Here is a 13,377-nt window from a genome sequence, read left to right as displayed (position 1 = left end):
CCCCGGCGCCCATCCTCGATGGGCGCCTTTTCCATCCGCTCAGGTTGCTGATTTATGTTCGAAAACCTATTACAAAATCTGGGGCTCGCAGCCTTCAGCCTCAAGGGTTTTGGCCCGTTGCTGTTGGAAGGCACCTGGATGACCATCAAATTATCGGCGTTGTCGCTGCTGGTGGCCGTGTTGCTCGGCCTGCTCGGCGCCAGTGCCAAGCTGTCAAAAGTCAAACTGGTGCGCCTGCCCGCCCAGCTCTACACCACGCTGATTCGCGGGGTGCCGGATCTGGTGCTGATGCTGCTGATTTTCTACAGCCTGCAAACCTGGCTGACGTCCCTGACCGATTACCTGGAATGGGAATACATCGAAATCGACCCGTTCAGCGCCGGGGTGCTGACCCTGGGTTTTATCTATGGCGCGTATTTCACCGAAACCTTCCGTGGCGCGATCCTCGCCGTGCCGCGCGGTCAGGTTGAAGCCGCCACCGCATACGGTCTCAAACGCGGTCAGCGCTTTCGCTTTGTGGTGTTCCCGCAAATGATGCGTTTCGCCCTGCCGGGCATCGGCAACAACTGGATGGTGATGCTCAAGGCCACTGCGCTGGTGTCGATCATCGGTTTGGCCGATCTGGTCAAAGCCGCGCAGGACGCCGGTAAAAGCACTTATCAACTGTTCTACTTCCTGGTTCTCGCCGCGTTGATCTATCTGCTGATCACCAGTGCCTCGAACTTCATCCTGCGTTGGCTCGAACGCCGCTACGCCGCCGGTGCCCGGGAGGCCGTACGATGATCGAACTTCTGCAGGAATACTGGCGCGCCTTCCTTTATACCGACGGCCAGAACATCACCGGTCTGGCGATGACGCTGTGGCTGCTCAGCGCCTCGATCTTCATTGGTTTCCTGGTGTCGATTCCGCTGTCGATCGCGCGGGTTTCGCCGCACTTCTACATTCGCTGGCCGGTGCAGTTCTACACCTACCTGTTCCGTGGCACGCCGCTGTATATCCAGTTGCTGATTTGCTACACCGGCATTTACAGCTTGGCCGCCGTGCGTGCGCAGCCGCTGCTCGACAGTTTCTTTCGCGATGCGATGAACTGCACAATCCTCGCCTTTGCCCTGAACACTTGCGCCTACACCACGGAAATTTTCGCCGGGGCGATCCGCAGCATGAACCACGGTGAAGTCGAGGCGGCCAAGGCTTACGGGCTGACTGGCTGGAAACTGTATGCCTACGTGATCATGCCGTCGGCGCTGCGCCGTTCGTTGCCGTATTACAGCAACGAAGTGATCCTGATGCTGCACTCCACCACCGTGGCCTTCACCGCGACCATCCCCGACATCCTGAAAGTTGCGCGGGACGCCAACTCGGCGACCTTCCTGACCTTTCAGTCGTTCGGCATCGCCGCGTTGATCTACCTGACCATCACCTTTGCGCTGGTCGGCCTGTTCCGCCTTGCCGAACGCCGATGGCTGGCCTTCCTCGGGCCGACTCACTAGGCCCATCTCAGGAATAAAGAGATAAAAAATGCGCCACCTGATTCATGACTTGCTGGCCCCGCTGCCGGGGACCGCACGACAGATCCACAGCTTCCACTTCGGCCCGGAGCAGGCCAAAGGCAAGGTCTACATTCAGTCCTCGCTGCACGCCGATGAATTACCCGGCATGCTCGTGGCCTGGCACCTCAAGCAGCGTCTGGCGGAGCTGGAAGCCGCCGGGCGCCTGCGCAGCCAAATCGTGTTGGTGCCGGTGGCCAACCCAGTCGGCCTCGAACAAGTGCTGATGGACGTGCCGCTGGGCCGCTACGAACTGGAGAGCGGGCAGAACTTCAACCGCTGGTTCGTCGATCTCAGTGAAGAGATCGGCAACGCCATCGAAGGCAAGCTGAACGACGATCCTCAACACAACCTCGAACTGATCCGCACACATCTGCGCGACGCCCTCGCCCGCCAGACCGCCAGCACGCAACTGCAATCCCAGCGTCTGACCCTGCAACGGCTGGCCTGCGACGCGGACATGGTGCTCGACTTGCACTGTGATTTCGAATCGGTGGTGCACCTTTACACCACGCCCGAAGCATGGCCGCAGGTTGAACCGCTGGCGCGCTACATCGAAGCCCAGGCGAGTCTGTTGGCCACCGACTCCGGCGGTCAGTCGTTCGACGAATGCTTCACCCTGCTGTGGTGGCAACTGAAGGAGCGCTTCGGCGAACACTTCGAGATTCCGCTGGGCAGTTTTTCAGTCACCGTCGAGTTGCGCGGCCAGGGTGACGTCACCCATCCGCTGGCCAGCCGCGACTGCCAGGCGCTGATCGACTATCTGATCCAGTCCGATGCGATCGTTGGCGAGACCAAATCGCAACCACCGTTGCCGTTCCCCGCCACGCCGCTGGCCGGTGTGGAACCGGTGACCACCCCGGTCGGTGGGCTGCTGGTGTACACCGCCACGGCGGGTCAATACCTCGAAGCCGGGCAACAGATCGCCGAAATCATCGACCCGATCCACGACCGGGTCACCCCCATTCATTGCACCAGCGCCGGCGTGATGTACGCCCGCTCGCTGCGACGCATGGCCACTGCCGGCATGGTCATCGCCCACGTCGCGGGCGCTGAAGCCTATCGCAGCGGCTACCTACTTTCGCCTTGAGGATGTCTGTCCCATGTACAAACTGACCGTTGAAGGCCTGCACAAAAGCTATGGCGACCATCAGGTGCTCAAAGGCGTTTCGCTCAAGGCCAAGACCGGCGACGTGATCAGCCTGATCGGCGCCAGCGGCTCGGGCAAAAGCACCTTTTTGCGCTGCATCAACTTTCTCGAACAACCTAACGATGGCGCCATGAGCCTCGATGGCCAGGCGATCCGCATGGTCACCGACCGCCACGGCATGCACGTCGCCGACGCCGATGAACTGCAGCGCCTGCGCACGCGGTTGGCGATGGTGTTCCAGCACTTCAACCTGTGGAGCCACATGACCGTGCTGGAAAACATCACCATGGCCCCGCGCCGGGTGCTGGGTTGCAGCAAACAGGAGGCCGACGAACGTGCGCGGCGTTATCTGGACAAGGTTGGCCTGCCGGCACGAGTGGCCGATCAATATCCGGCGTTTCTCTCAGGCGGTCAGCAGCAGCGCGTGGCGATTGCCCGGGCGCTGGCGATGGAACCGGAGGTAATGCTGTTTGATGAACCGACCTCGGCGCTCGATCCGGAGTTGGTGGGGGAAGTGTTGAAGGTGATTCAGGGGCTGGCTGAAGAAGGTCGGACCATGATCATGGTGACCCACGAAATGAGCTTCGCTCGTAAGGTTTCCAGCCAGGTGTTGTTCCTGCACCAAGGCTTGGTGGAAGAAGAAGGCGCCCCCGAAGAAGTGCTCGGCAACCCGAAAAGCGAACGCCTCAAGCAATTCCTCAGCGGTAACCTCAAGTAGCCCACGTTCCCCTGTAGGAGCTGCCGAAGGCTGCGATCTTTTGATCTTGTTTTGTAGAGATCAAGATCAAGATCAAAAGATCGCAGCCTTCGGCAGCTCCTACACGGTCACCCTGATTAAACCTTTCGCCAACTGATGTGGTCACTGGAAGAACCCCTCCAGAGCGCGCGCAGCCCGCATGGCGAAATCCTCCGACCTGGCAAAAATCTGGTTCAGCGCCCGCAACTGGAAGCCGTTCGCCTTTCAGAAACAGGTCTGGGCGGCGGTGAAAAACGGCCAATCCGGTCTGCTCCACGCCAGCACCGGCGCCGGTAAAACTTATGCGGTGTGGTTTGCCGCGCTCAATCGCTTCGCCAAACCCGCCGCTGTTGTTGAAACCCCACGCAAGCGCAAACCACCGGCCGAACCGCTGACCGTGCTGTGGATCACGCCCATGCGCGCCCTCGCCGCCGACACCGCTCGCGCCTTGCAAGCGCCGGTAGATGATTTGCAGATCCCATGGAGCATCGGCCTGCGCACCGGCGATACCAGCAGCAGCGAACGCGCCCGGCAGAGCCGGCGCCTGCCGACCACGCTGATCACCACCCCGGAAAGCCTGACCCTGCTGCTCGCCCGCGCCGATGCCCAAGTGGCGCTGGCGAGCCTACGCATGATCGTCGTCGATGAATGGCACGAACTGCTGGGCAACAAGCGCGGCGTGCAACTGCAACTGGCCCTCGCCCGCCTCCGGCATTGGCAACCCGAACTGATCGTCTGGGGAGTGTCTGCCACCCTCGGTAATCAATCCCACGCCGAACAAGTGCTGATCCCACAGGGCGGCGGCGTCAGCATTCAGGGACAAAGCGAAAAAGCGCTGAAGGTCGACACTCTCCTCCCACCGGCCATCGAGCGTTTTCCATGGGCCGGACACATCGGCCTGAAGATGCTGCCGCAAGTGGTCGCCGAACTGGAGGCCTGCGCCAGCAGCTTGGTTTTCACCAATACCCGAGCGCAATCGGAAATCTGGTATCAGGCGCTGCTGGAGGCACGGCCGGACTGGGCCGGGTTGATCGCTTTGCATCACAGTTCGCTGTCTCGCGAGACTCGCGACTGGGTCGAGCAGGCCTTGAAAGACGGACAACTCAAAGCCGTGGTCTGCACCTCAAGCCTGGATCTGGGCGTGGATTTCCTGCCAGTCGAGCGCGTGCTGCAAATCGGTTCGGCCAAAGGTGTCGCGCGCCTGATGCAACGCGCCGGTCGTTCAGGCCACGCGCCGGGACGCACCTCGCGAGTAACGCTGGTGCCGACTCACAGCCTTGAGCTGATCGAAGCCGCTGCCGCCCGTGATGCCGTCGAACAACGGCGTATCGAACCACGCCAGTCACCGCACAAACCGCTGGATGTGCTGGTCCAGCATTTGGTCAGCATGGCCCTCGGCGGTGGATTTTTACCCGATGAGCTGTACGAAGAAGTCCGTGGCGCCTGGGCTTATCGTGACCTGACAGCTGCTGACTGGGCCTGGGCGCTGGCTTTCGTACGCCATGGCGGGATGTCTCTGACAGCCTATCCGGATTACCGCCGGGTCGAGCCAGACGAGCACGGCGTCTGGCGAGTGCCGGATGCGCGATTGGCGCGGCGCCATCGCATGAGCATCGGCACCATCGTCAGTGACGCGAGCATCCATCTGAAATTCTGGAGCAAGGGCGGCGGTGGCAAACAGTTGGGCAGTGTTGAGGAAGGTTTCATCGCGCGGCTTAAACCGGGTGACGGTTTTCTCTTCGCCGGGCGTTTGCTGGAGTTGGTCCGAGTGGAAAACATGACCGCTTACGTCAAACGCAGCACCGCGAAAAAAGCCGCCGTGCCGCGCTGGAATGGCGGGCGCATGCCGCTTTCCAATGAGCTCGCCGCCGCCGTCGTCAGTCGTTTCAGCGCGGCCGCGCAGGGTGAGTTTGTCGGGCCGGAAATGCACGCATTGCGGCCGTTACTGGAAACGCAGATGCGCTGGTCGGGTTTGCCCACCGCCAAAAATCTACTGGCTGAAGTGCTGAAGTCCCGCGAAGGCTGGCACCTTTTCCTCTATCCCTTTGCCGGGCGCCAAGTGCATCTGGGACTGGCGAGCCTGTTGGCATGGCGCGTCAGTCAACAGCAGCCTGTGACGTTTTCCATCGCGGTGAACGATTACGGCCTGGAATTGCTCAGCGCCACGCCGATCGACTGGGCCGAGTATTTGAATGCCGATCTCTTCAATGCCGATGATTTATTAGCGGACGTTCTGGCCAGTCTGAACGCTGGCGAACTGGCTTTGCGCCGTTTTCGCGAGATCGCGCGGATTGCCGGGCTGGTCTTCGCCGGCTACCCCGGCGCACCGAAAAGCACCCGACAGGTGCAGGCGTCCAGCGGACTGTTTTTTGAAGTGTTCAAACAATACGACGCAGATAATCTGTTGCTGGCCCAGGCCGGGGAAGAAGTCCTGCGAGAAGAACTGGATATTCAGCGTCTGGAGCAGACATTGGACCGGATCAATCAGATGAAACTGGACGTGCATCAGGTTAAACGTCCTACACCACTGGGCTTCCCGCTGCTGGTGGAGCGCATGCGCGAAAGCATGAGTTCGGAAAAACTCGCTGATCGCATCAGGCGAATGGTTGGTGATCTGGAGAACAGCGCAGACAAGGATAAATCCTCATGAGTTCAGGCTACCCAGTACGCCTGGCCGGCGAAGAACTATGGCTTTTGCCGGAAAAAGCCCTGTACTGGCCCGCGCAACAGGTCCTGCTAATTGCCGATGTGCATTTCGGCAAAGCGGCGGCTTACCGTAGTCTGGGTCAACCGGTTCCGCACGGCACCACGGCGAGCAATATCGCAGTGATTGATCGGCTGCTGGCGAAGCTGCCCTGCCGGTTATTGATCTTTCTCGGTGACTTCCTCCACGGGCCCGGCTCTCATGCGCCAGGTACGCTGGACGCGCTGGCACAATGGCGCGCGCGCCACGCTGATCTGCCGATGACACTGATTCGCGGCAATCATGACAAACGCGCCGGTGATCCACCTGAATCGCTGAATATCCGGGTGGTGCCGGAACCGCTGCTGCTCGGGCCGTTCGCCTTGCAGCATGAGCCTGATCCGCACCCTGAAAGGCACGTGCTGGCGGGTCACGTACACCCGGTCTATCGCCTGCGCGGCAAGGGTCGGCAAAGCTTGCGACTGGCGTGTTTCAGGCTCGGCGAACGCCTCAGCCTGCTACCGGCATTCGGCGCCTTCACCGGCGGCTATGCGGTCGAGCGCGAAGAGAGTTGCAGGATTTTCGTCATCGGCGATAACGAAATATGGCCAGTCAGTTGAAGTCCTTGCAGACCTCATCTGACTGGCCATTGGTTTTCAATGCAGATCAGGCAACCGGTGCCGGTGGCGGCTCGTCCGGAAGCGTCGGTTCGCCAGGCTCGGAGGGTTGTTCGTTGGGGGTATCGGGATCGGGCTGTCCGGGAATTCCGCCGGCCATGCTCAGTGGCGGATGCGCCAACAAGGACCAGGCCAATACGCCAATCTGATTGGGCTCGAGCCTTGCCAGTTCGGCAGTGATTTGCGGATCGATCTTCATAGGGCACTCCTCGGCGAAGGCCCGTTTTGCCGAAAGCAAAAACGGGCAGTACACCCCATAGAGTGTCTGCCCGCCAAAGAATTCCCGCGATCTGTCGGATGGACCGATCAGGTACGCGGCAAGGTCACGCCACGCTGGCCCTGGTACTTGCCACCGCGATCCTTATAGGACACTTCACATTCCTCGTCGGATTCGAGGAACAGCATCTGCGCCACGCCTTCGTTGGCGTAGATTTTCGCCGGCAGGTTGGTGGTGTTGGAGAACTCCAGGGTCACGTGGCCTTCCCACTCAGGCTCAAGCGGCGTGACGTTAACGATGATGCCGCAACGCGCGTAGGTGCTTTTACCCAGGCAGATGGTCAGCACATTGCGCGGAATGCGGAAATATTCGACGGTGCTGGCCAGGGCGAAGGAGTTCGGCGGAATGATGCAAACGTCGCTGTGGACGTCGACGAAGCTGCCCGGATCGAAGTTTTTCGGGTCGACGATGGACGAGTTGATGTTGGTGAACACCTTGAAGTGATTGGTGCAGCGCACGTCGTAGCCGTAGCTCGACACACCGTAGGAGATCACTCGGCTGTCATCGCTGCCGCGCATCTGGCGCTCGACGAACGGCTCGATCATGCCCTGTTCCTGCGCCATGCGGCGAATCCACTTGTCCGATTTGATGCTCATGGCGGGGTGTCCTGAATAGCGAGGTGGAAAAATTCTGTCCGGCATCTTACCGGGCGCGCCGCCCGGTTCAAAGTGCGCGGTGCAATTCTCGCCGAACACCCATGAAATACGGGCTTTGGCGACGAACCGTCACACCGCCGATCCCGAAAACAGAGAAACCTTCGCAAGAAGCATTGGCACTTCTCGGAAACTGGGTTAAGGTGGCGTCACTGTGTTGCTTGTGTCACTGAGAATCTCTACACGATATGTTGAATTTCGATCCAACCATCTACAAGAATTTTTCCTGCTCTTTGCACTCAGTCTCGGCCAGGGTTCTTCCTGAGTCGCAGTTATCTTTGTTCAAGGAGTTACACCATGTCTAATCGCCAAACCGGTACCGTTAAGTGGTTCAACGATGAAAAAGGCTTCGGCTTCATCACTCCACAATCCGGTGACGACCTGTTCGTTCACTTCAAAGCTATCCAATCCGACGGCTTCAAAAGCCTGAAAGAAGGCCAACAGGTTTCTTTCATCGCTACCCGCGGTCAGAAAGGCATGCAAGCTGAAGAAGTACAAGTTATCTAACTTGTAGCTTCTTTAGAAAAGAGCCCCGCCCTTAAAAGCGGGGCTTTTTTGTGGGCGCCTCTTTTCCGGGCGAAAAAAAAGATCGCAGCCTTCGGCAGCTCCTACAGGATGTACATCAATTCTCTGTAGGAGCTGCCGAAGGCTGCGATTTTTTGTGGGTGCCTTACCAGGCCACGCCAAACCCGGCGGTATAACGGGTCTTGTTCAGATCGGCATCGTTGGTGCCGCTGATGATGTCGCGTTCAGCCTTGAGGTTGAGCGATGCCCAGTCGGTGACCTTGTAGCGCAGCCCCAATTCAGCATCCAGCGCGTAATCGGCGACACCGGACAGCGGCTTGCCCACTTCACCGTTGGTGAAGAACTCGACTTTCTTGCCGATCAGGTAACGGTTGTAATCCCACTTCATCGCGACAGAATAGAAGTTGTCCTTGCTGCCATCGCGATACTCGTAGTCGGTGCGGTTAAGCAGCGAGCCCAGCGAGAACGCGCCCAACTCGTCATCCCAGAACTGATAGCCGGGACCGGTACCGACCACACGCTGGCGTGCCAGCTCTTCGATGTGATCACGCTTGTAGTTCAGACGGCCCTGCCAAAACCATTTATCGGTCAGGAAGCGGTCGAGTGCGTACTCGGCGCGCCAGTTATTGGTAGTGGTCTCGTCGTCTTGCACTTCGCGGTTGTACTCACCTTCGGCGGTATGACGCCAGCGACCATGACGCGCCGTGGTCTTGAAGCCGACATCGTAGTCATCGGTGTCTTTCTCGGCGCGTTGATAATCCAGCGCCAGGTCGACATTGCCCTTCCACACCAGATCTTCGACCACCGGTTTCGGCTTGAGAATCTGCTGAATGCTCGCCAGCTCAACGGTTTTCGGCGCCTCACCATTCGCCAGGGTGACCTTGCCATCTTCGGCAGCCGTCAGCGACTTGGACACTTCACCGCTGTAGGCATCCTGCTTGACCAGCAAGTGCTGATCACTGTCCAGCGTCTTGACCTCTTTCCAGTCAATGGTGACCGCACCGGCGTATTTGGTCTGGATCAACAGCTTGCCGCCATCGAACACGGTGATGGTGCCGCTCAACTTGTCACCGTTCTTCAACCAGACGGTGTCGGCAAGCAGGGGCGTGGACGCACTGAAAACAGCAAGGCACAGCAGAGATCTGGACAACATAAGCAAATCGAAGGCTCAAGTTTGCGAAAAAAGGTCGGCATTATCCGTAGGAATAAGACCCTGACAAGGACTGACCGGACTATTTCCGATGAGTTCATTTCTCAATTGCGCGATCACCGATTACTCTGAAAGCCATCAAACTGTTCATGCTCAGGAACCGCGCACGTGAAAGACCCGCTCGACAGCGTTGAAAACGATGCGCAAATCCGACGCACGGCGCTCTACTCGACGCTCGCCCAAGTGCCCGAAGGCAAAGTCGTCAGCTATGGTCAGTTAGCTGAACTGGCCGGATTGGGGCGCGCCGCCCGCTGGGTCGGCCGCACCTTGAGTCAGTTACCCGGCGATACAAAGCTGCCCTGGCACCGCGTGCTGGGCGCCGGCGGTCGGATCAGCCTGCCGGTGGGCAGCCCGTCCGGCGATGAACAACGGGCCCGATTGCGCATGGAAGGCATCACCGTCCTGAACAATCGTGTGGATATTCAGCGCCATGGCTGGCGTCCGGTAGAGCACAGCGGTTAGAGTGCGCGCTTTGTTTCCGCAATCTTGAGGCAGACTTCAGCCCATGCCCCGTAAAACCTGGCGCGCCGCGCTAGCCGCTTATGCCAGTCCTTCGACGCTCGTGCTGTTGTTGCTCGGTTTCGCCGCCGGCCTGCCGTACATGCTGGTGTTCTCTACGCTATCCGTCTGGCTGCGTGAAGCCGGTGTCGCCCGTGAAACCATCGGCTACGCCAGCCTGATCGGCCTGGCCTATGCGTTCAAATGGGTCTGGTCACCTTTACTCGACCAATGGCGCCTGCCGTTGCTGGGCAAACTTGGCCGTCGCCGTTCGTGGCTGGTGCTCTCACAAGCCCTGGTCATCCTCGGCTTGATCGGCATGGGTTTCTGCGACCCGCAAAAGCACCTGTCCTGGTTGATCGCCATTGCTGTTGTTGTCGCCTTCGCCTCCGCCACCCAAGACATCGCGGTCGACGCCTATCGCCTGGAAATCGCCGAAGACAACCGCCAGGCCGCCCTCGCTGCCAGCTATATGTCCGGGTATCGCGTGGCTGCGCTGCTGGCCACTGCTGGCGCGCTGTTCTTCGCTGAGGGCTTCGGCTCCACTGGCTTCAACTATCAGCATTCGGCCTGGGCCGGCACCTACGCGCTGTTCGGTGCACTGATGATTCCCGCGCTGCTGACCACGCTGTTCATGCGCGAGCCGCCGGTGCCGCTACGCACTCAGTTGCAGGCCGGGCGCTACACCTTCATGCATCAACTGATGTCGGTATTTGTGCTCATCGTGTTGCTGGTCTCGGTACCGGCGATGTTCACCCAGCTCTACAACACTGATTTCGCCAGCGTACTGTTCGGCGGCATGAGCCCGCTCGACCTGCTGCTCGAAGACCGCGCGTTCCTGCGTGCCATTCTGTATACGCTGCTGACCGGTCTGTGCCTGTCGACCATGGGCCGTCGCGGCCTCGCCCCGGTGCTGACGCCGGTCAACGACTTCATTCTGCGCTATCGCTGGCAGGCACTGCTGTTGCTCGGCCTGATCGCCACCTATCGAATGTCGGACACGGTGATGGGCGTCATGGCCAACGTGTTCTACATCGATCAGGGTTTTACCAAGGATCAGATTGCCAGTGTCAGCAAGATCTTCGGCCTGATCATGACGCTGGTCGGCGCCGGTATGGGCGGCCTGCTGATCGTGCGCTTCGGCATTCTGCCGATCCTGTTCATCGGCGGCGCGGCCTCGGCAGCCACCAACCTGCTGTTCGTCATGCTCGCTGACATGGGTCCGAACCTGCAGATGCTGATGGTGACCATTTCCCTCGATAACTTCAGCTCCGGCCTGGCGACGTCGGCGTTCGTTGCCTACCTGTCGAGCCTGACCAACCTGAAGTTCTCGGCCACGCAATACGCGCTGCTCAGCTCGATCATGCTGCTGTTGCCGCGCCTGATGGGCGGGTATTCCGGTGTCTTGGTGGAAAAGTTCGGCTATCACAGCTTCTTCCTGATCACCGCTCTGCTCGGCGTGCCGACGCTGATTCTGATCGCGTTGCACTGGTTCCAGGAAAGCCGCCGCGAAGGCCCGACGCCAACGCCCGAGCCTGTGCCGACGCCGGTCGCAGAAGAATCGTAAGACGTTTCGGCAACGGCGGGAGGAATCTCGCCGTCGTGCTCCCCACTGACCTCACGCCTGTACGTCGGCAAATCTCGCCGGTACACTGCGGAGTCATTTCCAGTCATAGCAACCGACAACGGCCAACCATGCGCACCAGTCAATTTTTGCTCGCCACACAGAAAGAAACGCCTTCCGACGCGGTCGTGATCAGCCACCAGCTGATGCTGCGCGCCGGCATGATCCGCAAACTCGCCTCGGGCCTGTACACCTGGCTGCCCATGGGCCTGCGAGTCATGCGCAAGGTTGAAGCCATCGTTCGCGAAGAGATGAACGCTGCCGGTTCTCTGGAAGTGTTGATGCCGAGCACCCAACCGGCCGAGCTGTGGCAGGAATCGGGGCGCTGGGAAGAGTACGGCCCTGAGCTGCTGCGCATCAAAGACCGCCACGGTCGCGACTTCTGCGCGGGCCCGACCCACGAAGAAGTGATCACCGATCTGATGCGCAACGAGTTGAGCAGCTACAAACAGCTGCCGATCAACCTGTACCAGATCCAGACCAAATTCCGTGACGAAATCCGCCCACGCTTCGGTTTGATGCGTGGCCGTGAATTCATCATGAAAGATGCTTACTCGTTCCACGCTGATCAGGCATCGCTGCAGGTCACCTATGACCGCATGCACCAAGCGTACTGCAACGTGTTTACCCGCTTGGGCCTGAAATTCCGTCCGGTTGAAGCCGACAACGGTTCGATCGGTGGTGCCGGTTCGCACGAATTCCACGTACTGGCCGAATCCGGCGAAGACGACATCGTCTTCAGCAACGGCTCCGACTACGCGGCGAACATCGAAAAAGCCGAAGCCGTGCCACGCGAAACTTCGCGCCCTGCTCCGACCGAAGAGCTGCGTCTGGTCGATACGCCAGACACCAAAACCATCGCGGCGCTGGTGGAAAAATTCAACCTGCCGATTGAAAAGACCATCAAGACCCTGATCGTGCGCGCCGAAGAAGAAGGCAAGCTGATCGCACTGGTCATCCGTGGCGACCACGAGCTCAACGAAATCAAGGCTGCCCAGCAACCTGGCGTAGCCAGCCCGCTGGTCATGGCCACCGATGCCGAACTGCGTGACGCCATCGGCGCCGGCGCCGGTTCGCTCGGCCCGCTGAACCTGCCGCTGCCAATCATCATCGACCGTTCGGTCGAGCTGATGAGCGACTTCGGTATCGGCGCGAACATCGACGACAAACACTACTTCGGCGTGAACTGGGAGCGTGACCTGCCAGTTCCGACCGTGGCTGACCTGCGTAACGTGGTCGCTGGTGACCCAAGCCCGGACGGCAAGGGCACGCTGGAAATCAAGCGCGGTATCGAAGTCGGGCACATCTTCCAGCTTGGCAACAAGTACAGCAAAGCGATGAAGTGTGAAGTGCTGGGCGAGAACGGCAAGCCAGTCACCCTGGAAATGGGTTGCTACGGCATCGGCGTGTCTCGCGTGGTGGCTGCGGCCATTGAGCAAAACAACGACGCCAACGGCATCATCTGGAGCGACACCCTGGCGCCGTTCCAGATCGCTCTGGTACCGCTGCGCTATGAAACCGAGCAGGTGCGCGAAGCCACCGACAAGCTGTACGCCGAACTGACAGCCGCCGGTTTCGAAGTGCTGCTGGACGATCGCGACAAGAAAACCAGCCCGGGCATCAAGTTCGCGGACATGGAGCTGATCGGCATTCCACACCGGATCGTGGTCAGCGACCGCGGTCTTGCCGAAGGCAACCTGGAATACAAGAGCCGTACCGAGCCGGAAGCGCAAGCGCTGCCGGTCGCCGATGTGGTGTCCTTCCTTCAGGCCCGTATCCGCCGCTGAAACCAGATAG

The 13,377-nt window shown here is 59.8% G+C and carries 13 protein-coding genes; 10 read left to right on the top strand and 3 right to left on the bottom strand.

Going from position 1 to position 13,377, the window contains the following annotated elements; translation table 11 throughout:
- The first annotated feature begins 54 nt into the window (after positions 1-54).
- The 6 genes from ACOYXH_RS02760 (at position 55) to pdeM (ending at position 6,736) form a co-directional block, all read left to right on the top strand.
- Positions 55-783: an ABC transporter permease gene (locus ACOYXH_RS02760; protein WP_095049115.1), complete on the top strand. Its 729-nt coding sequence runs from the start codon at positions 55-57 to the stop codon at positions 781-783.
- Complete coding sequence (locus ACOYXH_RS02755) at positions 780-1,490, top strand: ABC transporter permease (RefSeq protein ID WP_016986412.1); 711 nt, start codon at positions 780-782, stop codon at positions 1,488-1,490. Before ACOYXH_RS02760 ends, ACOYXH_RS02755 begins: the two co-directional genes overlap by 4 nt.
- 28 nt (positions 1,491-1,518) lie before the next feature.
- Complete coding sequence (locus ACOYXH_RS02750; RefSeq protein WP_095126541.1) at positions 1,519-2,637, top strand: succinylglutamate desuccinylase/aspartoacylase family protein; 1,119 nt, start codon at positions 1,519-1,521, stop codon at positions 2,635-2,637.
- A 13-nt stretch (positions 2,638-2,650) separates the two neighbouring features.
- Positions 2,651-3,415 (top strand): ABC transporter ATP-binding protein, encoded by a 765-nt coding sequence (locus tag ACOYXH_RS02745; RefSeq protein ID WP_095049113.1) that lies wholly within the window; start codon positions 2,651-2,653, stop codon positions 3,413-3,415.
- A gap of 178 nt (positions 3,416-3,593) precedes the next feature.
- Positions 3,594-6,083, top strand: a complete 2,490-nt coding sequence (locus tag ACOYXH_RS02740) for a ligase-associated DNA damage response DEXH box helicase (protein ID WP_460410243.1) — start codon at positions 3,594-3,596, stop codon at positions 6,081-6,083.
- The gene (gene pdeM / locus ACOYXH_RS02735) at positions 6,080-6,736 is read left to right on the top strand and encodes a ligase-associated DNA damage response endonuclease PdeM (RefSeq protein WP_093436351.1); all 657 of its coding nucleotides are present in this window, start codon (positions 6,080-6,082) and stop codon (positions 6,734-6,736) included. The genes ACOYXH_RS02740 and pdeM overlap by 4 nt, the downstream gene beginning before the upstream one ends.
- 46 nt (positions 6,737-6,782) lie before the next feature.
- Here pdeM and ACOYXH_RS02730 read toward each other — a convergent pair whose 3' ends face one another.
- Complete coding sequence (locus ACOYXH_RS02730) at positions 6,783-6,992, bottom strand: hypothetical protein (protein WP_095049111.1); 210 nt, start codon at positions 6,990-6,992, stop codon at positions 6,783-6,785.
- A gap of 107 nt (positions 6,993-7,099) precedes the next feature.
- A complete protein-coding gene (gene dcd, locus ACOYXH_RS02725) occupies positions 7,100-7,666 on the bottom strand; it encodes a dCTP deaminase (RefSeq protein ID WP_093436360.1) in 567 nt (188 codons plus the stop codon).
- Between the two features lie 354 nt (positions 7,667-8,020).
- On the opposite strand from dcd, the gene ACOYXH_RS02720 reads away from it, so the two are divergent.
- Positions 8,021-8,230: a cold-shock protein gene (locus tag ACOYXH_RS02720; RefSeq protein ID WP_002554837.1), complete on the top strand. Its 210-nt coding sequence runs from the start codon at positions 8,021-8,023 to the stop codon at positions 8,228-8,230.
- Between the two features lie 163 nt (positions 8,231-8,393).
- Here the strand turns inward: ACOYXH_RS02720 and ACOYXH_RS02715 are convergent, their stop codons facing one another.
- Positions 8,394-9,401, bottom strand: coding sequence for a DUF481 domain-containing protein (locus ACOYXH_RS02715; RefSeq protein ID WP_095049110.1), 1,008 nt, complete (start codon positions 9,399-9,401; stop codon positions 8,394-8,396).
- Between the two features lie 165 nt (positions 9,402-9,566).
- Between ACOYXH_RS02715 and ACOYXH_RS02710 the strand changes: the two genes are divergently transcribed.
- The 3 genes from ACOYXH_RS02710 to ACOYXH_RS02700 all read left to right on the top strand — a co-directional run bounded on the left by ACOYXH_RS02710 (position 9,567) and on the right by ACOYXH_RS02700 (position 13,367).
- On the top strand, positions 9,567-9,920 hold the full coding sequence (locus ACOYXH_RS02710; RefSeq protein WP_016985281.1) for an MGMT family protein: 354 nt from the start codon (positions 9,567-9,569) through the stop codon (positions 9,918-9,920).
- Positions 9,921-9,963: 43 nt separating this feature from the next.
- On the top strand, positions 9,964-11,523 hold the full coding sequence (locus tag ACOYXH_RS02705; RefSeq protein ID WP_095126539.1) for an AmpG family muropeptide MFS transporter: 1,560 nt from the start codon (positions 9,964-9,966) through the stop codon (positions 11,521-11,523).
- A gap of 128 nt (positions 11,524-11,651) precedes the next feature.
- Positions 11,652-13,367 carry a proline--tRNA ligase gene (locus ACOYXH_RS02700; protein ID WP_093436373.1) on the top strand — a complete coding sequence of 572 codons (1,716 nt, stop codon included), beginning with the start codon at positions 11,652-11,654 and terminating at the stop codon, positions 13,365-13,367.
- The last annotated feature ends 10 nt before the right edge of the window (positions 13,368-13,377 follow it).

This window comes from Pseudomonas sp. Mb7, assembly GCF_054790525.1.
Note: the sequence above shows the minus strand (reverse complement) of the source record. Positions and strands in the feature narration are given on the sequence as shown.

Bases quoted from the DNA above. Each gene is read 5' to 3' on its own strand.
- ACOYXH_RS02760 (WP_095049115.1), top strand. From the start codon at position 55: ATGTTCGAAAACCTATTACAAAATCTGGGGCTCGCAGCCTTCAGCCTC.
- ACOYXH_RS02755 (WP_016986412.1), top strand. From the start codon at position 780: ATGATCGAACTTCTGCAGGAATACTGGCGCGCCTTCCTTTATACCGAC.
- ACOYXH_RS02750 (WP_095126541.1), top strand. From the start codon at position 1,519: ATGCGCCACCTGATTCATGACTTGCTGGCCCCGCTGCCGGGGACCGCA.
- ACOYXH_RS02745 (WP_095049113.1), top strand. From the start codon at position 2,651: ATGTACAAACTGACCGTTGAAGGCCTGCACAAAAGCTATGGCGACCAT.
- ACOYXH_RS02740 (WP_460410243.1), top strand. From the start codon at position 3,594: ATGGCGAAATCCTCCGACCTGGCAAAAATCTGGTTCAGCGCCCGCAAC.
- pdeM (WP_093436351.1), top strand. From the start codon at position 6,080: ATGAGTTCAGGCTACCCAGTACGCCTGGCCGGCGAAGAACTATGGCTT.
- ACOYXH_RS02730 (WP_095049111.1), bottom strand. From the start codon at position 6,992: ATGAAGATCGATCCGCAAATCACTGCCGAACTGGCAAGGCTCGAGCCC.
- dcd (WP_093436360.1), bottom strand. From the start codon at position 7,666: ATGAGCATCAAATCGGACAAGTGGATTCGCCGCATGGCGCAGGAACAG.
- ACOYXH_RS02720 (WP_002554837.1), top strand. From the start codon at position 8,021: ATGTCTAATCGCCAAACCGGTACCGTTAAGTGGTTCAACGATGAAAAA.
- ACOYXH_RS02715 (WP_095049110.1), bottom strand. From the start codon at position 9,401: ATGTTGTCCAGATCTCTGCTGTGCCTTGCTGTTTTCAGTGCGTCCACG.
- ACOYXH_RS02705 (WP_095126539.1), top strand. From the start codon at position 9,964: ATGCCCCGTAAAACCTGGCGCGCCGCGCTAGCCGCTTATGCCAGTCCT.
- ACOYXH_RS02700 (WP_093436373.1), top strand. From the start codon at position 11,652: ATGCGCACCAGTCAATTTTTGCTCGCCACACAGAAAGAAACGCCTTCC.